Source organism: Paenibacillus sp. ICGEB2008 (genome assembly GCF_000307675.1).
Taxonomy (GTDB): Bacteria; Bacillota; Bacilli; order Paenibacillales; family Paenibacillaceae; genus Paenibacillus; species Paenibacillus polymyxa.
In genome coordinates this window covers 291,599-313,923 of the sequence record NZ_AMQU01000014.1, presented here as the reverse complement: position 1 = coordinate 313,923, position 22,325 = coordinate 291,599, and the positions used below count along the sequence as shown (strand labels likewise).

The following is a 22,325-nucleotide window of genomic DNA, read 5'->3' as shown; positions in this document are numbered from 1 at the left end:
GAAAGTATGGTTAGTCTACTGTTTTATGAATTGAATAAATTCCTTCTCACGCAAAACATATTCCATCATGGAGGACTGAATCTCCCAAATGTGTTCCTTGGCTGTATTCTTGTTATATTCTCCAAGTGCAGAGACTGCGCTGTTCATCGCCTTTTCAAGCGAGGTTGCGGTGGCAGCCGCTTCCTTCGGAAGACCAGTAGGAAGTGCAGCGACATTTTGTGTCCACTGCTGATGCAGGTCGTTCAGCTCGCTCATGTCGGAGGCTGACACCGCATTTGAGCCTTCTTCTCTGAGCAAATTTGAAGAAAGTCCGCTCAGCTTCCCCACTAATGAGTTGCTTAACTGAAAAAAGGTAGTGAGTTTATCACCATTACCTCCGTAAGCCGCTTTTTCAAATCCGGGTAATTCGAGCTCGCGGACATACAATTCCACTCCTTGTGTCTTCAATTGATTACTGAGCAACTTGGCTTGCTCCCTATCCGACGATATTCCTGCATATACCCGGTTTTGATCCTCGCTATCCCCTCCTGCTGCAATGCCTGCCTTCAACAGTTCTTCCTTTGCCTGTAAAGCCCGCTCTGGAGTGCTGAAAACCCCATATTGCAGCAAATAATAGGTTTGTGGAGGCACTTGAGTTGCTACGACGGCGACAGGGGCAGCATTCTCTTTTGCATACGTGTTATCGACATCAACAGATTCTTTAAAAACAGGCACAGCCTCATCAGCAGAAGGATCAGATCCCGGGACCATACCGCCTCCGTTAAACAGTAACAACAAAATATATCCGAACATGCCTCCTGTCACCAACGCGCTGGCTACAGAACCGATTAATCTCCATCTGGAAGGGTGAGGTGGACGCTTTCTATACTCTTGACCGGAATAATAGGTTTCCTCAACCTCAACATCGTCCTCTTCCGGACTTTCCGGTAGAATGTCCGCATCTGACCAGGAAGCTGCCGAACGACCAAAAGGGTCGTCCCATCCCTCTTGTACCCTCAATGTTGGAGTAAAGCGCCGAGTTGCAGTGCGTTTGTTCGTCTCCACAGGCTTACCAAGCTCTGAATGTTGTGTAGTTCGAGTATGTTTCTCCATACTGCTAGTCCGTTCCATCCCTTTATGCTGGTTATCTGTTTGATAAAGCTCATCATCGTGATATAACTCCGTATCTCTGATCGTGTCACGCTGTCCGTTCGTAAATGACTCATTTTGGTTCGGAAGCACCTGTAGCTTATCCTCCCGGCTTGTTTCCGGCAACTGTTGATCGAACCGGAATGTCATCTTGGCCTTGTTCATGGATGCACTCCCTCCTTGTCCCATACTTCCTCATAGTCTGTTGTATGAGTCAAGCTGAGAGAATATGCCTCGGCTTTACAAAAAAAGGGTATCCCGAAACACCTTCGTGTTCGGAATACCCTTCAAAGCTATAATACATTGGCGTAACAGCCCATGTTCATACGTATTACACTTGTTGCCCGCGAAGATGGCGTGCTAACGCGTCGCCAGCTTTCCAGATATCTCCTGCTCCCATTGTCAGCACAAGATCGCCTGGTTGTAACCGATCTTTCAGCTCTTCGATCACAGCTTCTTTGGTTGGTAAATAGATTGCATTCGCATTGCTGTTTTGGACGATTAAATCCACCAGTTTGGAAGAATGCACACCTTCAATCTGTTTTTCTCCTGCTGGTGAATAAATATCGGTAATGATCACTTCACCAGCCTCGCTAAACGCACGGCTGAACGCATCCAGCAGGAAAAAGGTACGACTGTAGCGTTGTGGCTGGAACACGGCAATAATACGCTTGCCAGTTGCTCTCGCTGCACTGATCGTAGCCTCAATCTCTGTTGGGTGATGCGCATAATCATCAATAATCAAAATGTCATTGCCTTCACCTAGCACTTGAAAACGACGTTTCGCTCCATGAAATTCCACAATAGTTGCAGCAATTTGATCAAATGGAATCCCTGCTTCCAGACATGAAATCACGGTAGCCATCGCATTATACATGTTATGTTTACCAGGTACAGACAATTCAATCGTTCCGAGTGCTGTTCCCTTACGGCTCATCGTAAAGCTTAATCGGCGGTCACCCAGTTGGATATCTGTCGCCATGTAATCCGCTTCATGCTCTACCCCATAAGTAATGACCCGAGTTTGGAGCTGAGGCAGCATCTCTCGGATGTTCTGATCATCTGCGCATACAATAGCTGCTCCATCCGGCCGAATTTGGCTCAAGAATTGCACGTAAGCACTTTTCAGGCGATTGAAGTCCCCATCGTAATTTTCCAAATGATCTGCTTCAATATTGGTTACGATCCCCTGCCAAGGATGATATTGTAGGAAAGAACCATCGCTTTCATCCGCCTCGGCAACGACAAACTCGCTTTTCCCCGCTTTGGCGTTCGTCCCCAAATTCGTGATTTCGCCGCCGATAATATACGTTGGGTCAACGTTACATCTCTCCATAACCAGAGCGATCATAGAAGAGGTTGTCGTTTTCCCGTGCGCACCCGCAACCGCTATACCCTTACGTTCGTTAAGCAAGCGAGCCAGCATCTGCGAACGGTGCAGTGTTGGAATATTCAATTCTTCTGCTGCCACCCGCTCTACATTGTCACGTGACAATGCTGTTGAATAGACGACGATATCTGCGCCCGCAATATGTTCAGGCGTGTGTCCAATATATATTTTTGCGCCTTTTGCCGCCAGTTTTTCTGTCAGCTCCTGTGATGCCACATCTGAGCCAGTCACGGTATATCCCATCTCCAGCATGACCCGAGCAATCGCGCTCATCCCGTAGCCGCCGATACCGATAAAATGAACATGTTCCGAAGTAATCAACAAATTTCACCAACCTTTTTCCGAATCGGTTTGATACATAAGGGTAGCCCGTACATCCGCAATAAGATACAGCGTGCCGGACACCACCCCCAGATCTTCCGCTTCCGTATGTGACTGAAGCAGGTTTAAAGCCTTTTTCCAGTCACCTTCTACAATAATTTTTAAATCCGTTTTGGCATAAGACGGCCGCAGCTTCTCCACGAGATGAGCCAAATCAGCGGCATTCATTTTGCGGCGAAAATCGGGCTCGGTCAGGATAAGCGTATCCACTAGTGGCAGTATATGCTGCAAGTATGCCTCATGATGCTTGTTTGATAGCATCCCCATCATTAAAACCAATTTTTTGTACGAATACACTTGTGGGAGACTCTTGGCCAGCGTTTGTGCCCCTTCTGGATTATGAGCCCCATCAAGGACAATTCTCGGCGAGGTACTGACTTGTTCGAGACGCCCTGCCCAGGCAGCTTGCCTAAATCCCTCCAGCAGATCCTCATCATCCAACACAAAAGCCATATACTGACGTAGGACTTCAAGTGCCATCAGAGCTCCTGCCGCATTAGAACATTGATGCTCACCTAACAACGTGATGTCGATTTCCATATGTCGGAAGGGTCCGGCGAATGAAAAGGTCTGACCTGTTTCATTCCCGTTTAACCGTTCATACGTAAATTGTTCTCCTGCCAGGTATAAGGTAGCTCCTTGCTTGGCCGCCGTTTCACGTATGACCTGAATAGCCTCGGGCTGGGAAACACAACTGACGACAGGTACACCCGGCTTGATGATCCCAGCCTTTTCTCTTGCAATCTGTTCCAGTGTATCTCCCAAAATGTCCGTATGGTCATAGCCGACATTCGTAATGACCGAAACGATAGGACTCACGATATTAGTTACATCCATCCTTCCCCCGAGGCCTGTCTCCCATACCACAACATCTGGAAAAGCTACCGTAGCATAGTACAAAATAGCCAACGCTGTGGACACCTCAAACATCGTAGGTGATCCCAACTCACTATCTGCGATTTCTTTCACCAACGGATACAAGCGATTGGCCAGTGAAACCAGCGTTTCATCTGGAATATCGGTCCCGTTGAATTGAAAACGGTTCGTAAATCGGGTGATGTACGGAGAAGTAAAGGTCCCAACATCGTATCCACATTTCAGAAGCACAGAGGTTAGAAAGGCACAAGTCGAGCCCTTACCGTTGGTTCCTGCAATATGAATAAATTTCAGATGTCGTTGCGGATCACCCAGCCTACTCATCAGCTGTTCGATTCGCTCCAGTCCGGGTCTAATGCCAAACGGAATCAACCCATTAATCCATTCCACTGCTTCATCATAACTTTGTAAAGGGGCTATGTCGCCGCCCCTGATCGTATCTGACATCCTCTTCACCTTCAGGTCATTTTATTGTGAGTGAAATTATCCCTTGAGTTCTTCAATACGTGCGATAACTTTAGCGCGCTTATCTGAGTAATCGGCTTGCTTGGCCTTCTCTTCCTCGATGACTTTGGCTGGTGCCTTCGCCACAAAGCCTTGGTTGGAGAGTTTTTTCTCCACGCGCTCCACTTCACTGTTCAAATGCTGAAGTTCTTTTTCAAGTCTGCTAATTTCCTGGGCAATATCTAGCAGTCCGGCTAACGGCAGGTATAGCTCTGCGCCGCTAACAATAGATGTCATGGCTTTATCTGGAGCGGTGAACTCTAAGCCTGCGTCGAATTCAGACGTGTTACAGAATCGACGTACATACTCTCCATTGCGGTTAATGATATCAAGAACGGCTTGATCGCCGGGTTTTATGAGCAATTCAATTTTTTTACTCATCGGCACGTTGACTTCAGCGCGGATATTGCGCACAGCGCGAATCACGTCGATCAGCAAATTCATTTCAGCGACCGCGTCCTTATCCTCGAAAGCAGGATCGTAAGCAGGCCAAGCGGCCAGTGTGATCGTTTCTCCCTCATGCGGAAGGTGCTGCCATATTTCCTCGGAGATAAACGGCATGAACGGATGAATCATGCGCAGTGTCCGATCCAAAACGTATGCAAGTACCGATTGTGTTTTCTTTTTCGCCTCTGCATTATCGCCATATAGGGAAAGCTTCGCAAACTCAATGTACCAGTCGCACAAATCATCCCAAATAAAGTTATACAGAAGGCGGCCTGTCTCGCCAAATTCATAAGCATCTATTAGACGCGTGATGTCGCGTGAAGTTTCGTTTAGACGGTGCAGAATCCAACGGTCAACGGTGCTCAAGTCACCAGTAATGTCTATATCTGCCGCAGTGACGCCTTCCAGATTCATCAGCGCAAAGCGTGATGCATTCCAGATTTTATTGGCAAAGTTACGCGCCTGCTCCACACGTTCCCAGCGGAAACGAAGATCTTGTCCAGGGGTGCTGCTGGTGGAGATCATATAACGCATTGCATCGGTACCATATTGGTCGATCACGTCGAGCGGATCAACACCATTGCCCAGAGATTTGGACATTTTTCTTCCGTCCGCGTCACGAACCAAACCGTGCATAAGTACATCCTTGAACGGAATCTCTTCCGTGAACTCCAGCGCGGTAAAGATCATACGCGATACCCAGAAATAAATAATGTCATAGCCTGTCACCAGAACATTCGTCGGATAATAGCGTTTGAGATCCTCTGTCTGCTCAGGCCAACCTAGGGTCGAAAACGGCCACAAAGCAGAGCTGAACCAAGTATCGAGTACATCCTCATCCTGTTTGAGTTTTCTACCGGCATATTCAGGCAAAGTGGTAGGGTCCTCCGCCGATACAATAACTTCTCCGGTTTCCTCATCATACCAAGCCGGAATACGGTGTCCCCACCATAATTGACGGGAAATACACCAATCCCGCACATTTTCAATCCAATGCAGATAAGTACGCTCAAAGCGATCCGGTACAAAGTTTACACCGTTGCCAGCCTTCTGTGCTTCAATCGCCTTAGCTGCCAGAGGCTTCATTTCCACGAACCATTGCGTCGACAGATAAGGTTCTACAACTACGCCAGAACGCTCACTATGACCTACTTGGTGTACATGCTCTTCAATACGAATCAGTACACCCTGCTCTTTCAAATCAGCGACGATTTGCTTACGGCAATCGCTGCGATCCAGTCCCTGATATTTGCCTGCTTCAGCATTCATCGTTCCCGTCTCGTCCATCACCGTAATTTGAGGCAACTGGTGACGTTGACCCATTTCAAAGTCATTCGGATCGTGAGCCGGTGTGATTTTAACCGCGCCGCTACCGAAATCTTTATCTACATAGTCATCCGCAATGACCGGAATTTCACGCCCGATGATTGGAAGCACAAGCGTTTTGCCGATCATTTGCTTATAGCGTTCATCTTCTGGATGTACAGCTACAGCCGTATCGCCCAGCATCGTTTCAGGGCGTGTAGTGGCTACAGTAATAAATCCGCTACCGTCTTTCAGAGGGTATTGCAGGTGATACAGATTTCCGTTCACCTCTTTGTATTCCACCTCAATATCCGACAATGCGGTACGTGCAGCGGGGTCCCAGTTAATGATGCGTTTACCGCGATAAATCAGACCCTTTTTGTACAGTTTAACGAATACTTCGCGTACCGCCTTGGACAGTCCCTCATCCAATGTAAAACGTTCACGAGAATAATCGAGAGAAAAGCCCATTTTCTCCCATTGATTGTGGATATTGTCCAGATAAAGATCTTTCCACTCCCACACTTTCTCCAAAAACTTCTCACGGCCCAAATCATAGCGAGTCAAACCTTCTTCACGTAGCTTCTGCTCTACTTTTGTTTGAGTAGCAATACCTGCATGGTCTGCCCCTGGCAGCCACAAGGCATCATAACCCTGCATCCGCTTGGCGCGGATAATAATATCCTGCAAAGTAAAGTCAAGAGCATGTCCAATATGCAACATACCCGTAACATTCGGTGGTGGAATAACGATAGTAAAAGGCTCTGCCTCTGGATGTTGCCCGGCACGGAAATAGCCCTTCTCCATCCACGTTTTGTACCATTTTTGTTCTGCTGATTTGGGATCGTACGTTGTTGGCATTTCCAAGGTTGTCTTGTTGTCTTGTTCTGACATATCAGGATACCTCCATGATTTTCAATTGGCAAATAAAAAAAAGCCCTTCATCCTCAAAGGACGAAAGGCTGTTCTCTCGCGGTACCACCTTTGTTTCACCCCTAGTGTATGTATCCACTGATCCATTACACATGGTGTGACACTTTATGCAGATAACGGTTGCGGACCGGCCTTATTCTACCGTGAACCTCTTACCTTCCGAAGGAATGAAATGAGGAACCGTTCAAACAGGCGACTCCCGGGTGACTTCGGCCAGTAGCTTCCTGCGGAACCTCACAGCGCTGCAATTCCACTCTCTGAAGGGCTTGCTGCCTACTCTTCCCGATCTCAGTCTTTCAATAACTATACCACATCATACATTTCCCATTGACTATAGTCAACACCCATTTCTCATTGACGATAGTCAGCACTTCGTCGCATGTTTCAGCAACCGAATCAAGGGATGTACAATACCTGCCCTTCTTCTACATGATGCTCTGCCAATCTATTATACAATTGAAGCTCCCGTGTGCTGAGCTGATAACGGTCTGCTATCGTTTCCAGTGTATCCTCGCGCTGTACAATGCATAACCGCACCTTGCGGAAAGGCGTTTCATCCTGTGTATGGAAAAAAAGATTTTTCCACTTGGCATCCTCACGCTCTTCCTCGGCTTTCTGATCCTGACCTTGCGGTTCATGTTCCAATTGCTGCTGGTGTTCGGCTTCCTTCACCGAACGGCTGGATTGAAGCAATGATGAGTAGACAACCGGGTCCGGCTCGTCTGCTCCTTCATCCTTTTTACTGTTAAGCGCCACGCGCATCTCTGGCTTTTCCTCAGTAAAGGTATCCTGAACTTCATGGTTTACCTGTTCCGACGCTTCAGGCCTGAAGTCAAAGTCATTCCCCTGACTTGCTTCCAACTGCGGCTCCAAATAAATCTCTGACTCTGTGGCAGAATGGGGCTCCGACAGCAAAGGGTCGTATGCTACATTGGGAGATGCAGAGGATACTTTGGGCTCGTTCCCTTCCGTCCCTGCTTCCTCTTGCTGAAATGCCCACACTTCCGACGCCTCCTGCTCATGCTTAACTTCGGAAGAGCTGTCTTCAACTACTTTTCCCGTCCACGGCTCATAATATCGGTTCGGATCTACTATCGGATCATAAGCTTGATGCTCCAATGATGGCTTCTGTTCCCCTTGATCCTCTGACGACTGTTCCCAGTAAGCTGACTCTTGTTGTGCTGGTACTTTGTATGAAGTTTCCGGGTCTGAAATGTTGTTGTATACCGAGTCTTGGGTAGAATAAACCTCTTCGTGACGATGCTCTCCAGCGCCGTAAAGAGATGGAGCCGGATGTTCAGGTGCATGCACCACAGTAAATTCCTCATCCAGCCAAACCGCCGTCTCCTCTGCATGCGAGCTTTCCACCCCATGCAAAGAAAGCACCCCTGTAATGTTTAGACTACGTAAAGAGAGCAGGTCCACATCAAAATTTTCAATCTCCACGGAGATATCTTCCAATCTTCCTACCCGGTTAAGCGGAATGGTAATTTCCACAGGGATCAAATGATGAAGCTCGCTCGTGATCTGTTCAGGTGTGCGGTACACGCCCTCCAGCAGCAAATGCCCTCGCAAAGCGGCATGGTCGCCGTGGGTTACAACCTGAATGCGTGGCAGAAGCTCAATTTCCTCCAACTCGGCAATCCCGGCAGCTTCCTCCGTCAAATGAATGCGTTCATAGATATCAAAACGCAAGCCTTGCGGCTGATCATTCTGTTGTTTATTCAAGGATGGCATCCTCCTTTGGGCAGCCTCCGCACATCCTCTGACTCGTGTCAGGCGCACGGAAACTCCATATTGCAAACCGTTTCTAGGTTCAAGTATATGCGCCAAAATAGAAGGCATGCCATCTTTTATAGCTGTTTGTGCAGCTTTTGAAAATCATCCGGCCAAGCATCCTCGACGATAATCGTTTCGCCGCTCAGCGGATGACAGAAGGTGAGGCGCTCTCCGTGAAGGGCCTGTCTGCCAAAATCAGCAGCACGACCGCCGTATAATACGTCCCCAAGTAAAGGATAGCCAGCATGACTAAGATGTACGCGTATCTGGTGCGTCCGACCTGTCTCCAGCGTCAGATACACGAGACTGACCGCACTCGGACCACTACCCGATACTTCTCCAACTTCCACATGGGTAACCGCCTTCTGTCCAGTTGGGGATACACGGCGGCGCTGTTTATGATGCCTATCCTTGCCAATCGGCCAATCCAACGTCCGCAGCGATGGAGGTACTTTCCCTCGTACCAAAGCTACATAACGACGACCGATGTCTTTAGCTCGCATTTGTTTGTCCAGCTTGAGCAACGCAAATTCATTTTTGGCATAAAGCACCGGGCCTGTCGTGTCCACATCCAGACGATGTACATGCCGTACTGCTGTATGAATGTCGTTGATTTCATAATAGGATGCGACAGCATGATCCAATGTTAGCGGACCATCCTTTACACCACCGTCTGGATGGACCGCCATCCCCGCTGGTTTGTGTACAACCAAGCAAAAATCATCCTCGTATAGTATCTTCAAATCATACCAACGTGGGATGACGCCGAGGTCCACTACAGGAAAAAGGGCCAGCCGCAGCCGGTCCCCTGTAAGTTCAATCCCTTTTTCATGCCGTAGCCTGCGCCACAGCTTGTCCGGTAATCCCAGACGGTTCAGCAACCAGCGGTCCACAGCTTCAGCGCGATTTTCATCAGTTGCAATTTCTCGCCCTGGTGTGACTTCCAGCCACGGTCCTCTTCTTTTCCAGCTGCCTTTCCAACTCATAGACGTTTGAGCGCGCGGTAGTTCGCTTCAATGGTCGCATCAATATCCTCAACTGTATGCACACCTGATACGAACATGCCCTCAAATTGAGATGGAGCTACACTAACGCCCTCATTGACCATTTCAGTAAAGTAACGGCGGAAGTGGTCCTGATTACTCGTTTTAGCAGTGTCAAAATTGACAACCTTCTCGTCTGTGAAGAACGGACACACCATAGAACCGACACGGTTGATCGTGACAGGAATACCCAGTTCACGCGCGTTATGTTCGAATCCGGCCTGAAGCCGTGCTGCCCGTTCTTCCAGACGATCATATACTTCCGGTGTCAGCAATTTAAGCGTCGAGTAACCTGCTGCCATAGCCAGCGGATTTCCGCTCAGCGTACCCGCTTGATAGATCGGGCCAGATGGTGCAATTTGCTCTAGAATGTCGCGACGGCCGCCATATGCACCTACAGGTAGGCCACCACCAATCACTTTGCCCAGACACGTAAGATCAGGCGTCACACCAAAGCGCCCTTGAGCAGAATGAAGTCCTACCCGGAATCCAGTCATCACTTCATCAAAAATCAGCAGACTTCCGTACTGTCGGGTTACCTCACGCAAACCTTCCAAAAATCCAGGCTGTGGCGGTACAACACCCATATTGCCGGCTACTGGCTCGACAATAATCGCAGCAATCTCTTCGCCAAATTTCTCAAAAGCCAGCTTCACCGACGCCAAATCATTATAAGGGACAGTGATTGTATGTGTGGCCACGACTTCAGGTACACCCGGACTATCAGGTAGACCTAGGGTCGCAACACCAGAGCCCGCTTTAATCAGCAAGCTGTCTGCATGACCGTGATAAGAACCTTCAAATTTAAGAATTTTACTGCGTTTCGTAAATCCACGCGCGAGTCGGATCGCACTCATTGTTGCCTCGGTTCCCGAGTTGACCATTCGAACAATGTCCATGGAAGGAACACGCTCACATACGAGCTTGGCCATTTCCGTTTCCGCAAGCGTTGGGGCTCCGAAGCTGGTTCCTTTTACAACAGCAGCCTGTAAGGCTTTAACCACTTCAGGGTGCGCATGACCCATAATAAGCGGTCCCCACGAACATACATAGTCTATATAGGATTGACCGTCGATATCATATACACGTGATCCTTCCCCACGATCAATATATACCGGTGTTATACCCACGGATTTAAAAGCTCGAACCGGACTGTTTACGCCACCCGGAATATATTGTTTTGCCTCATCAAAGGCTGCTTTGGAACGCGTATCCTTGCGTACCGTTCGTTGTTCGTCGATCATTCTAATCACTCCTGTCTTCTGAAAAATACACTTATTGCTTCAACCATCTTGCCGCATCCTTGGCAGAATAGGTAATAATCATATCTGCACCGGCACGCTTCATGCTTGTCAGAATCTCCAGCACCATCGCCTTTTCATCAATCCAGCCTTGGAGGGCTGCCGCTTTGACCATTGCATATTCACCACTGACATTGTAAGCCACCATAGGCAAATCAAATTGGTCCTTAATGGTGCGCATTACATCCAGATAAGAAAGAGAAGGCTTCACCATCAGCATGTCTGCACCCTCCATCACGTCAGACTCCGCTTCCCGCAACGCCTCACGTGCATTGGCAGGGTCCATCTGATAGGATTTGCGATCACCAAACTGCGGCGCAGAATCAGCGGCTTCCCGGAAAGGACCATAAAAAGCAGACGCATATTTGACGGAATACGACATAATTGGAATATGCGAAAAACCTTCCAGATCGAGTCCCTGCCGAATCGCCTGTACAAAACCGTCCATCATATTAGAAGGAGCGATAATATCTGCACCGGCTCTGGCCTGAGAAACGGCTGTACGTACCAGCACCTCCAGAGATTCATCATTCAATACTTCACCGCACACTTCACCATCATGCTCATGCATGTGTACCATACCGCAGTGTCCATGGTCCGTAAACTCACACAAACAAGTATCTGCCACGACCAGCAGTTCGGGATAACGCGATTTGATCAAACGAGTAGCTTCCTGAACAATACCGTTGTCCACAAAAGCTGAAGTCCCTACACTGTCTTTGGTTTCTGGTATGCCAAACAGGAGCACAGCAGGAATGCCAAGCTCACTAATTTCTTTCAGTTCTTCCTCCAGCCGATCCAGAGAAAAACGGTATACACCTGGCATGGAGCTAATCTCCTGTTTCACTCCAGTACCAAATGTTACGTAGATCGGTTGGATAAAATCAGACGGATTCAATACCGTTTCACGCACCATACTGCGGATGGCAGCTGACTGACGCAAACGACGATGTCTGGTAAAAGGGACACTCATAATTACAAACCTCCATTTTTTTTATACATTCATTTGTAAAAATTAAAATTTATAATGTCATAACCGTACTTGATTGTTTCCAGTCACATAGAGATTGAATTAGACTTTCGATAGTCGCCTTCTCTGACATCAAACTGACAGTCAATCCGGCTTGGGTTGCTGTCTCACCAGTCAAGGGGCCAATCACAGCGATAGTAACTCCCTCCAGCAGCGATACTGGATCACTGATCCCCATTTGTCTGAGGGCTTCCATGAAATAGGTTACGGTTGAGGAACTGGTAAACGTAATCGCGTGAATGGCACGCTCCTCCAGCAGCTTGAGAAGTTCATCATCCTGTGTGTTGGCAGCCAGCACCGTTTGATACAAATCAGCCTCGGTCACATGCAGTCCCATCTCTCTCAGCTGCTCCGGCAGCCATGAGCGAGCGAGATCACCTCTTGGAAGAAATACGTTTTGCCCTGCTTGCAAATCTTGCTCAAACGTTTCAAGCAGTCCCTCTGCCTGAAAAGGACCTTCGATCTGTTCTGCTACAATTCCGTGTTTTCGAAGTGCGGCTGCTGTAGCTGGTCCCACTGCGGCAATACGAGCTTTGTATAGCGCACGTACATCCTTGCCCTGTTCCTTTAAATGAGTGAAAAAGTATTCCACTCCGTTAACGCTGGTAAAAAACACCCAGTCATATTCAGGAAGTCGCGCAAACGCCTCTTTGATTTTCTGTTTTGCCTGCTCGTCCGAAGGGACGACGGTCTGGATAACTGGGAACTCATAAGGTTCGCCGCCAAGCTCCTCAATCCGGTGAACCAGACTGCTGGCCTGCGCGCGTGCGCGAGTAACCAAAATTCGCTTCCCAAACAAAGGCATATCCTCTGCCCATTTTAACTGTTCACGCTGATTGACCACTTCTCCGACAACGATGACGGCGGGCGGTTGAAAATTCGCTGTCTTCACCTTGGCTTCAATATCCGCCAGCGTACCCACTAGCGTATCTTGCTCGGCGCGGGTCCCCCAACGGATCAAAGCAACTGGAGTATCGGACGGCTTACCATGCTTTATCAGTTGATCACTGATATAGCCGATCTTCGCTACACCCATCATAAAGATCAGTGTACCCGTTGCGTTCGTTACTTTATCCCAATGAATACTTTTATCTAGTTTATCAGGACTTTCATGACCTGTAATGATAGACAGCGACGAGGCCATCTCCCGATGCGTAACAGGAATGCCTGCATAGGCAGGCACGCTGATGGCTGATGTGATGCCAGGTATGATTTCATAGGAAATACCGTGTTTACGTAGTAGCCCGGCTTCCTCGCCGACTCGCCCAAAAATAGTGGGGTCTCCCCCTTTGAGCCGGACGACTGTCTTTCCTTCCAAGGCTAAATCCACCAGCAACTGATTAATTTCCTCTTGCTTCATGGTGTGACGATCTGGCAGTTTGCCGACATATATTTTTTGGGCCCCTGGCTTCATCAGCCCCAAGAGGCGAGGGCTTGCCAGTCTGTCATACACAATGACATCGCCCAGTTGAATGCACTCCCAACCCTTGACCGTAATTAATCTTGCATCTCCGGGTCCTGCACCTACTAAATATACCTTTCCCACCATTCCACTATCCCCTCACCTGCGCCAGAATCTGTTCCGCTCCTTTGGCTATCAAACTGGCCGCCACCGCTTCTCCCAGCTTCTGCGGATCATTTCCCTGGAGCGTTTCCTTCAAAATAACCTCGCCATCTGGCGAACCTACCATCCCTGTGAGGCTGATTTCTTGATCAGCCCAAACCGCATGAGCTCCGATTGGCACTTGGCATCCCCCATTTAACACACCCAGAAAGGTTCGCTCAGCCGCAACCGTGGCCGAGGTATCCTGGTGGTTGTAGAGTTTCAACAATGCCAATAGCTCTTCATCGCTCGCACGGCATTCAATACCGAGCGCTCCCTGTCCCACTGCCGGTAAGCACGCCTCCTCTGGTATATAGGACGTAATTCGGTCTTTCCAGCCCATCCGGTGCAAACCTGCTGCTGCCAAAATGATGGCGTCAAAACCTTCCGTCTCCAGCTTTTTCAGACGGGAATCAATATTGCCACGTACTGGCTCTAATTGTAGATCAGGTCGCATGGACTTGATTTGACTGGCTCTGCGCAAGCTGCTTGTGCCTACCTTCGCTCCTGAAGGCAAATCCTCCAGACTCTTGGCGCCCAATGTAATTAGGCAATCGCGTGGGTCCTCACGGCGCGGTACAGCGCCATTGACAAGACCTTCCGGCAATTCGGACGGCATATCCTTCATACTATGTACTGCCATATCAATCTCACCAGCCAGCATGGCCTGTTCAATCTCTTTGACAAAAAGTCCTTTGCCACCCACTTTGGACAAGGTTACATCCAATATTCGATCACCCTTGGTCAGGATTTTTTTGACGACAAATTGTAAATCCAATCCATGCTCCGCGCACAGCGCATTCAAATCCTCAATGACATGCCCGGTCTGAGTTAACGCCAGAGCGCTCTGTCTGCTGCCTACCACAATTGTTCGCATGTTATTCCTCCTGATTTTGCGCAATCCATAGATCTATTTCTTTTTCGGTCCAAGCCATAAATTCATGACGTTGTATCTGTTCCAAAATTCCGCTGCTCGCCAAGCGTCTTAATAGTTTGGTCCTTTGCTGTGGGGAACTTATCTTACGTTTGATGACCTGTCGCATATCGTGCATAAAATCCAGATAAGGCTCATATTCACTACCGAACAACGTATCCAAGGCTGATGTAATATCAGCGGTCACAGCGGGGCCTGCCCCTTCGGTGGAAATACTAATCGTCAGTCTCCCTCGTCGGATGATGCCCGGCGTTATAAAATCTCCCTCTTCCGAGCGATCCGCCACATTTACCAGTATACCCCTTTGTCTGGCCTCATGCGCAACCTTATTATTCACTTCTCTCTGGTTCGTAGCGGCATATACAAGAAAGGCTCCCTGGAGGTCACCCTCGCGATATACGCGATTTACCCAGTGGAGCTGCTTGTGATCGGCCAGGATCTGCAAATCCGGCGTTATATTCGGGCTAATGACGGTAATGGATGCCCCACTTTCCATCACCCCCTTAACCTTTCGTTCCGCAATCCTGCCGCCGCCTACAACACAACAGAGCTTATTGTTACAATTCAACGAAATCGGGACAAAATGCTGCAAGTGGCTTTTCACTCCCCCGTCCACTGATGAAATACAGACCAGGAATTCAGCAAAAAATTAAGAATGAGTAGCGTGTAGCCAACCAAAGACCACTTTGCCATGACCAGGCCAGAACGCTGGTTCAATCTTTTGCTCACTAAAAATACAATATACACGCATAAGGCAATCGCTGTCATCAGCACTTTGGTATCTAGCAAAAGACGCCAGCGTTCCTCGGCAATAATAGAAATAACAGCAACAACAATAGAAACTCCCAGCAAAGGAGTACCAATTAAAAGCGCCATATGTGTATACCGATCCATCATTTCCAGACTCGGCAGGCGCTTGATCGTGTCATTCCATTTCTTGACTTTCAATTTACGATGCAAAAACAGATACAACCCCGAAAATACAGCCGCTACCGTCATCGCGACAAAGCCAAGATTAGCCAGCGCAATATGAATCAGAAGCAGCCCATGTACGGTATGCCAATTTCCAAGCGGGTTGTCGATCGGCTCCATCCATATATTGTTGAGCACAAGAACAGCAAAACTAATGATATTAAGCAGCAACACCGCAAATTCCGATCGCTGATAACGTGACAGAATCAAAGAAATCAGTACCAGGATAAATGAGAACAGAAACAGAAAGTCGTAGGTCACAAAAATAGGAAGATGCCCTTCATTCCAGGTTCGCATTCCCATAAAAACAAGCTGGAGCATTACAACGACAATAAGAAGCCCTGTACCTGTCCGTTTAGCATTCGCATTGCGACGAATTCCATCCGAAAATACAAACAGAAGGCTCAGGGCAAAAACATAAATCATTGAATCATATATAAGCATGCCTGAGGCCACGTCTGTTCACCCACCTTTACAGGCTGGCCGGCGCAAACGACGCTGGCAAAGCCTGAGCCTGACCGGTTTTTCCATGAACACCAGCCTCCGGTTTTATTAACGCAGATGCATCGCTTTTATCTACTTTCTGAGCGGCGTCCTCCAAACGATCCTCCAGAGCAAAAATGTGGCTAAACATGTCTAGCGCCTCATTTCCCTGCTTTTGGACAGCCAGTTCCTTAACCCGATTGATCGGATCATGCATCATCTGATTCAGCATACTCTTCGTCAAACGGCTTATCACTTTACGCTGCCGTTCATCCAGCTCGGGAAGCTTGTTATACAAGCTTTCCAGCGTATCCTGATGTATAGACTCCGATTTTTCCTGTAATGCACGAATCACCGGACGCACTCCCATCGTTTTCAACCATTGATAAAACTCGCTAAGCTCATCTTCAATCATATGCTCGATTTTTGCAGCTTCAGTACGGCGCATTTCCAGATTGCTCTCCACGATCCCTTCCAGGTCATCAATGTCATATAGGAAAACATTCTGCAATTCGCCAATAGCTGGGTCCAAATCGCGTGGAACCGCGATATCAATCATAAACAAAGGACGAGACTGACGACGTTTCATACTGGCTTCGACGCGATTGCGATCCAGAATATACCCCTGAGCACCAGTCGAGCTAATCACAATATCCACATCCGCCAACCGATTTATGCCTTCCTCCATCGTAACTGGCGTTCCGTTAAACTTGGAGGCCAGATCCTCGGCGCGGGACAAAGTTCGATTTGCTACAATAACCTCGGCAGCTCCGCCGCTGTACAAATGCTTAACGGTAAGCTCGCTCATTTTACCGGCACCGAGAATCAGTACCTTTTTATCCGTAAACATCCCGAAAATCCGTTTGCCCAACTCAACTGCTGCATAGCTAACAGATACGGCGCTTTCTCCAATAGACGTCTCCGAATGGGCACGCTTGCCCAATGTGACGGCCTGCTTAAACAACATATTAAACCACGTTGCTGTAATTTTTTGAGATTGAGCCTGAAGAAAAGCATTCTTTACCTGTCCCAAAATTTGTGTTTCTCCGATGACCATAGAATCCAGACCACAAGTCACACGGAACAAATGCCGAATTGCCTGCTCGTCCTCATATATATATAAATGTTGTGTAAACTGATCACGAGGAATACCAAACCATTGTTCCATAAAACTGCGTATAAAATAACCGCACATGTGAAGGCGGTCAACCACAACATATATTTCAGTCCGATTGCAGGTTGCGACAACTACGCCCTCCAACACACTTTTGGTAAGTTTGAGTTGTTCCAGCGCTTTTGGCAAATCCTGTTCTGCAAATGTAAACCGTTCTCTGACTTCCACAGGCGCCGTACGATAATTCAACCCAACAACGACGATGTGCATTGTAAAATTCACCTGCCTAAACTGTAATAAGAATACTCACTGTTATCATAAACTATGTTAATTATATCACAGAAGTCCGAATCCCCTTCGGCTGTTTTATGAATTGTTTATGAAAATTGGATGGCTTTCATAAACATCCAGCACGTTCTGTATGATTTAGTTTAGTGTAAACCACTTTTAAAACAAATAACCATGGAAATGTTCCATGGTTATGATATAGGACGCACACGGCTCCATAAAGGAGATTTACACCAACTCAGCCAGCTTGCACTCCGGGGATTCCACCTGAAGTTCTCCCAAGCCGCGAATCAGCTTCTTCGCATATGTTTTTTTCGGTTTTAGAACGGATACCAGGTAATCAATAGCTAACTGCGGATCAACAGTCTCACCGCAAGTATAACAATCAATAGCGGCAAACCCTCTCTCAGGATACGTATGAATAGAGAGATGACTCTCCGACAACAGTACAAGCACGGTAGCTCCCTGTGGTTCGAATTGCTTGGATTGAACGGACATCACCGTTGCTCCGCAAGCTTCAGCAGCTTCAACTAATTGAGCCTCCAGAAACTGCGCATCATTCAGTAATTCAAACTCAACACCCCAAGTATCTACGGCAACGTGTCTTCCGAAAGTTGAGTATTCCAATTCCATCTTTCGGTTCCCCCTTCCTAGGAATAAAATGTTCGAAAAAAATTTCATCCGCTAGGACCTACGTCATTCACTTCCCGAGGGATAACCTCTCGCAACATTCAATGTCCTGAGTGAATCCTGGTTCCTATATTCATTTTCAACGAGATTAAAAATAACATCTATGTGCAGCAAATGCAATCATTTTTTTGGAATAAAAAAGCCCCTTTCGGTAAAGAAAGGGACTACACTGTATAACAATTCATTCCATATATTCAGCCTTCTAAGCTTCCAGGGCAAATAATTTGGAGCAACTCATCCGAAGCTTGTGGTCAATCAGTTCCAGCTCAGAGAAAGTACGCGCCAGATTCCGCTCATCTAGTAACGAATTAATGAGATTGTATACATCTGCTATTTCCTTTTCGACGTTCTGATGTTGAAAAAGCTGTTGCAGCTCTTGCGCTGTATTTCTATATTCAAACACCAGCCTGGAGCCTTCTGCATTCTTTTCCATAATTTTGCGAACCGCACCTTCATTATAAAAATACACCATAGTGAATCCTTGATACATGCGGTAAACAATACCTTCACCCTTAAAACGAACAAATAGTTGGCGTATAAACAGGGTTAGCTGTGGATGAACTAAGCGGCAAGTTAATTCACAGACAAACGCTCCCTCTTTGGCTTCAAAAAATAAATGAACTTCCTCACCCGCAATATGCTCCAGAACGATTTCCTGTCTTCCGTTATCCAGAACTTTAATGCGGTAATGCACCTGAGGATCATTCACTGCCTGTAAAAATTCGTCCATTTGGGTTTCTGACAAGGTCAAAGTGGTTTTTACATACTCTGTGGCTAACCGCTGTGCCATACCAATCTCCTCAATTCTTTCCTCAAACCTGTAGTGTAAGCTTTATGCTTTATTATACATCAGACCCGCAGCGCTTTCTTGCGCATCAAATCATAAATATCCGGCATTCATCGGAAATAAACGGAAAATAACGGAGTCGCAGCTGCATTATCCACCATATGCTCACTTTTATGCTTAAATCCCACGATTTACTTTGTTTATTATATATTATTCCTACCCATTTAATAAGTTTAATGTTTTTAATCCAACATCACGAAAAAAAAGGCGTCCTTCAGGACGCCCCTAACCTTACAATTCCGTCTGCTCTTCGTCGTCATTCTCGATATAGCTGGAGATGACCGACCACAGCTCTTCCTTGCCCATGCCTTCTTCAGATGAAAAGGGGATAAACAAACCCCCGGGAAGTATTCCGAGTTCCTGCTTGATTACCTTATAGTGCTTTTCTCGCCGTGTTTTAGGGATTTTATCTGCTTTTGTGCCTACAACACAGACCGGAAGCCCATTATGACGCAGCCAGTCGTACATCATGATATCATCCTTGGACGGTGGGTGGCGCAAATCTACCATTTGAAGCACCAGTTTAAGCGGCTCACGTTCCAGCAAATAAGACTCAATCATCTGCCCCCAAGCCTTGCGAGACGTTTTGGATACCTTAGCATAACCGTAACCGGGAAAATCCACAAAATAGAGCTCATCATTGATCCGGTAATAATTGAGTTGCTGGGTTTTACCTGGCGTAGAACTGGTACGCGCCAAATTTTTACGGTTAATCATCCGATTAATCAGTGATGATTTTCCAACATTGGAGCGCCCCGCCAGAGCAATCTCTGGCAAAGCGTCCACAGGAAACTGATCCGGGCCAACCGCACTAATTATAAATTCTGCTTTTGTTACTTTCATTGTGTCTTTAATTCCTCTCTAATGTACCCTTGCCTGCTCAACCAAAGCATGCTTTAACACCTGATCCATATGGGCAACGGGGACAAATTCAACATCCTGCCGGATACTGTCGGGAATATCCTTCAAATCCCGTTCATTATCTTTGGGAAGCAGAATTTTTTTGTAGCCTGCCCGATGGGCAGCCAGCGACTTTTCTTTCAAACCGCCAATCGGCAATACGCGACCGCGCAAGGTAATTTCGCCCGTCATCGCTACATCCTTGGATACATGACGGTTGGTTAAAGCGGAAATTAATGCGGTAGCAATCGTAATTCCGGCAGATGGGCCATCCTTTGGTATCGCTCCCTCAGGAATATGAATGTGGATATCATTTTTCTCATAGAAGTCCAGTTCAATGCCCAGATCGACTGCCTTGGAACGAGTGTAGCTGAATGCCGCCTGCGCGGATTCTTTCATAACGTCTCCCAGTTTACCCGTAAGAATCAGTTTCCCGCTACCAGGCACGACCGTCACTTCAATCATCAGTGTTTCACCACCGACCTCGGTCCATGCCAAGCCTGTAACCGTACCGATCTGATCCTCCAGTTCTGCTACACCGTAACGGAATTTGGCGATACCCAAATAATCTTTCAAATTATCCGGTGTGATTTGAATCGGTCCTTCACCACCGGAAACAACTGACTTCGCTGCCTTGCGACACAGAGAAGCCATTTGCTGTTCAAGATTCCGCACACCGGATTCACGGGTATATTCGCGAATGACACGCAGCAGCGTATCCTCCCCAATAACCAATTGTTCCTCTCCCAAGCCATGCTCTCTCTTCTGCTTAGGCAATAGATATCGATTGGCGATTTCCAGCTTCTCCAGTTCGGTGTAGCCGGGAATATAGAGCGTCTCCATACGATCCATCAGCGGACGTGGGATATTATGTGCAGCATTGGCTGTCGTAACAAACATCACGTTGGACAGATCAAACGGCAACTCAACAAAATGGTCACTGAACGTGTTGTTTTGCTCAGGATCAAGCACTTCGAGCAACGCCGCCGATGGATCGCCTCGGAAATCGGAGGCCATTTTATCAATCTCATCCAGCAAAAAGACTGGATTAGATGTTCCTGCGGTCTTCATTCCCTGAATAATCCGCCCCGGCATCGCGCCAACATAGGTCCGGCGGTGACCACGGATTTCTGCTTCATCGCGCACACCACCGAGAGAGATGCGGACAAATTCCCGGCCCATGGATTTGGCAATCGAGCGAGCCAGCGAGGTCTTGCCGACCCCTGGCGGACCTACGAGACACAGAATGGGTCCCTTAATGGTCTTCACCAGTTTGCGCACGGCCAAATACTCCAACACCCGCTCCTTGGGCTTATCCAGCCCATAGTGGTCGTTATCGAGTATTTCTTCTGCTTTGACGATATCAAGATCATCATCGGTGAACTTGTTCCACGGCAAGCTTAACAGCCAATCGACGTAATTGCGGATGACACCACCCTCGGCAGAGCTTGCTGGCATTTTTTCCAGACGGTCAATTTCCTTTTCGACCTTCTCTTTCACCGGAACAGGCAACTCTCGTTCACTTAGCTGGTTGCGTAGTTCTTCAACTTCTCCTGCGCGACCTTCCTTCTCACCAAGTTCCTTCTGAATCGCCTTCATTTGTTCACGCAGATAATACTCCTTCTGCGTCTTTTCCATCTGCTTTTTCACACGCTGGTTGATTTTACGTTCCAGTTCCAGCACTTCACGTTCATTGTTCAAAATATCTAGGAGCTTCTCCAGACGCTGAGTTACGTCGATCGTCTCCAATATATCCTGCTTTTCCTTAATTTTGAGCGTCAAATGGCTTGTGATTACATCAGCCAGTCGCCCTGGCTCCTCAATATCAGATACCGCAGCGAGAGTCTCCGGTGTTACCTTTTTGGACAAATTGATATAATGCTCGAACTGAGTTAATACAGTGCGCATAAGCGCATCCGTTTCAGGCTGTACGTTTTCTGCCTCGTGCAGTTCCTTCGCCATTACCTCATAATATTCTTCATTGTCCGTATATTGAATAATCTCAGCGCGTTCCAGCCCTTCCACCAATACTCGAATGGTTCCGTTGGGAAGCTTGAGCATTTGGCGTACTTTGGCTACCGTGCCGACTCGAAAAATATCCTCTTGTGTGGGTTCTTCAATATTAACTTCTGATTGAGAACACAGGAGAATCAAATTGTCTTCAACCATCGCTTTTTCCAAAGCCTTGACCGATTTTTCCCGGCCCACATCGAGATGCAGAACCATGCTCGGGTAAACCAGAAGTCCTCTTAAAGGCAGCAAAGGAAAACGACGACCTTTTGTCTTGGTGGGTCCCATCGCTTTCGCACCTCCAGTGATTCTCAGGTTCCGGATTTTACAATCCTCACGTTGCTATCTTTCATATTTTATCAAATGT

At 47.6% G+C, this 22,325-nt stretch carries 17 protein-coding genes; all 17 read right to left on the bottom strand.

The window, feature by feature from the left end; all coding sequences use genetic code 11:
• Nucleotides 1-15 precede the first annotated feature (15 nt).
• The 17 genes from C400_RS0114560 to lon all read right to left on the bottom strand — a co-directional run bounded on the left by C400_RS0114560 (nt 16) and on the right by lon (nt 22,246).
• Entirely contained in the window at nt 16-1,293 is a 1,278-nt protein-coding gene (locus C400_RS0114560; RefSeq protein ID WP_017427419.1) for an SPOR domain-containing protein, read from the bottom strand.
• A gap of 166 nt (nt 1,294-1,459) precedes the next feature.
• Nucleotides 1,460-2,839: a UDP-N-acetylmuramate--L-alanine ligase gene (gene murC, locus C400_RS0114555; RefSeq protein ID WP_038978209.1), complete on the bottom strand. Its 1,380-nt coding sequence runs from the start codon at nt 2,837-2,839 to the stop codon at nt 1,460-1,462.
• Nucleotides 2,840-2,845: 6 nt separating this feature from the next.
• Nucleotides 2,846-4,222 (bottom strand): bifunctional folylpolyglutamate synthase/dihydrofolate synthase, encoded by a 1,377-nt coding sequence (locus C400_RS0114550; RefSeq protein WP_016818421.1) that lies wholly within the window; start codon nt 4,220-4,222, stop codon nt 2,846-2,848.
• A 36-nt stretch (nt 4,223-4,258) separates the two neighbouring features.
• On the bottom strand, nt 4,259-6,925 hold the full coding sequence (locus C400_RS0114545) for a valine--tRNA ligase (protein ID WP_017427418.1): 2,667 nt from the start codon (nt 6,923-6,925) through the stop codon (nt 4,259-4,261).
• 435 nt (nt 6,926-7,360) lie between these two features.
• Complete coding sequence (locus tag C400_RS0114540) at nt 7,361-8,692, bottom strand: LysM peptidoglycan-binding domain-containing protein (protein ID WP_017427417.1); 1,332 nt, start codon at nt 8,690-8,692, stop codon at nt 7,361-7,363.
• 125 nt (nt 8,693-8,817) lie between these two features.
• Nucleotides 8,818-9,729, bottom strand: coding sequence for an RluA family pseudouridine synthase (locus C400_RS0114535; RefSeq protein WP_017427416.1), 912 nt, complete (start codon nt 9,727-9,729; stop codon nt 8,818-8,820).
• Complete coding sequence (gene hemL / locus C400_RS0114530; protein WP_017427415.1) at nt 9,726-11,030, bottom strand: glutamate-1-semialdehyde 2,1-aminomutase; 1,305 nt, start codon at nt 11,028-11,030, stop codon at nt 9,726-9,728. The genes C400_RS0114535 and hemL overlap by 4 nt, the downstream gene beginning before the upstream one ends.
• Nucleotides 11,031-11,061: 31 nt before the next feature.
• On the bottom strand, nt 11,062-12,060 hold the full coding sequence (hemB, locus tag C400_RS0114525; RefSeq protein WP_017427414.1) for a porphobilinogen synthase: 999 nt from the start codon (nt 12,058-12,060) through the stop codon (nt 11,062-11,064).
• A 49-nt stretch (nt 12,061-12,109) separates the two neighbouring features.
• The gene (gene cobA, locus C400_RS0114520; protein WP_017427413.1) at nt 12,110-13,666 is read right to left on the bottom strand and encodes a uroporphyrinogen-III C-methyltransferase; all 1,557 of its coding nucleotides are present in this window, start codon (nt 13,664-13,666) and stop codon (nt 12,110-12,112) included.
• 4 nt (nt 13,667-13,670) lie between these two features.
• Entirely contained in the window at nt 13,671-14,597 is a 927-nt protein-coding gene (gene hemC / locus C400_RS0114515) for a hydroxymethylbilane synthase (RefSeq protein ID WP_017427412.1), read from the bottom strand.
• A gap of 1 nt (nt 14,598) precedes the next feature.
• A complete protein-coding gene (locus tag C400_RS0114510) occupies nt 14,599-15,246 on the bottom strand; it encodes a precorrin-2 dehydrogenase/sirohydrochlorin ferrochelatase family protein (RefSeq protein ID WP_016818413.1) in 648 nt (215 codons plus the stop codon).
• 8 nt (nt 15,247-15,254) lie between these two features.
• Nucleotides 15,255-16,082 (bottom strand): cytochrome c biogenesis protein CcsA, encoded by an 828-nt coding sequence (ccsA, locus tag C400_RS0114505; protein WP_016818412.1) that lies wholly within the window; start codon nt 16,080-16,082, stop codon nt 15,255-15,257.
• A 16-nt stretch (nt 16,083-16,098) separates the two neighbouring features.
• On the bottom strand, nt 16,099-17,493 hold the full coding sequence (gene hemA / locus C400_RS0114500; RefSeq protein ID WP_017427411.1) for a glutamyl-tRNA reductase: 1,395 nt from the start codon (nt 17,491-17,493) through the stop codon (nt 16,099-16,101).
• Nucleotides 17,494-17,739: 246 nt separating this feature from the next.
• A complete protein-coding gene (gene speD, locus C400_RS0114495) occupies nt 17,740-18,138 on the bottom strand; it encodes an adenosylmethionine decarboxylase (protein WP_025365654.1) in 399 nt (132 codons plus the stop codon).
• A gap of 265 nt (nt 18,139-18,403) precedes the next feature.
• A complete protein-coding gene (locus tag C400_RS0114490; RefSeq protein WP_016818410.1) occupies nt 18,404-18,991 on the bottom strand; it encodes a hypothetical protein in 588 nt (195 codons plus the stop codon).
• A gap of 288 nt (nt 18,992-19,279) precedes the next feature.
• Nucleotides 19,280-19,891 carry a ribosome biogenesis GTP-binding protein YihA/YsxC gene (gene yihA / locus C400_RS0114485; RefSeq protein WP_013372691.1) on the bottom strand — a complete coding sequence of 204 codons (612 nt, stop codon included), beginning with the start codon at nt 19,889-19,891 and terminating at the stop codon, nt 19,280-19,282.
• Nucleotides 19,892-19,909: 18 nt separating this feature from the next.
• Entirely contained in the window at nt 19,910-22,246 is a 2,337-nt protein-coding gene (gene lon, locus C400_RS0114480) for an endopeptidase La (RefSeq protein ID WP_016818409.1), read from the bottom strand.
• Nucleotides 22,247-22,325 lie beyond the last annotated feature (79 nt).

Excerpts from the sequence above, each read along its gene's own strand:
- C400_RS0114560 (WP_017427419.1), bottom strand. The coding sequence starts at position 1,293 with ATGAACAAGGCCAAGATGACATTCCGGTTCGATCAACAGTTGCCGGAA.
- hemA (WP_017427411.1), bottom strand. The coding sequence starts at position 17,493 with ATGCACATCGTCGTTGTTGGGTTGAATTATCGTACGGCGCCTGTGGAA.
- hemC (WP_017427412.1), bottom strand. The coding sequence starts at position 14,597 with ATGCGAACAATTGTGGTAGGCAGCAGACAGAGCGCTCTGGCGTTAACT.
- C400_RS0114550 (WP_016818421.1), bottom strand. The coding sequence starts at position 4,222 with ATGTCAGATACGATCAGGGGCGGCGACATAGCCCCTTTACAAAGTTAT.
- hemB (WP_017427414.1), bottom strand. The coding sequence starts at position 12,060 with ATGAGTGTCCCTTTTACCAGACATCGTCGTTTGCGTCAGTCAGCTGCC.
- C400_RS0114545 (WP_017427418.1), bottom strand. The coding sequence starts at position 6,925 with ATGTCAGAACAAGACAACAAGACAACCTTGGAAATGCCAACAACGTAC.
- lon (WP_016818409.1), bottom strand. The coding sequence starts at position 22,246 with ATGGGACCCACCAAGACAAAAGGTCGTCGTTTTCCTTTGCTGCCTTTA.
- hemL (WP_017427415.1), bottom strand. The coding sequence starts at position 11,030 with ATGATCGACGAACAACGAACGGTACGCAAGGATACGCGTTCCAAAGCA.
- yihA (WP_013372691.1), bottom strand. The coding sequence starts at position 19,891 with ATGAAAGTAACAAAAGCAGAATTTATAATTAGTGCGGTTGGCCCGGAT.
- C400_RS0114535 (WP_017427416.1), bottom strand. The coding sequence starts at position 9,729 with ATGAGTTGGAAAGGCAGCTGGAAAAGAAGAGGACCGTGGCTGGAAGTC.
- C400_RS0114490 (WP_016818410.1), bottom strand. The coding sequence starts at position 18,991 with ATGGCACAGCGGTTAGCCACAGAGTATGTAAAAACCACTTTGACCTTG.
- cobA (WP_017427413.1), bottom strand. The coding sequence starts at position 13,666 with ATGGTGGGAAAGGTATATTTAGTAGGTGCAGGACCCGGAGATGCAAGA.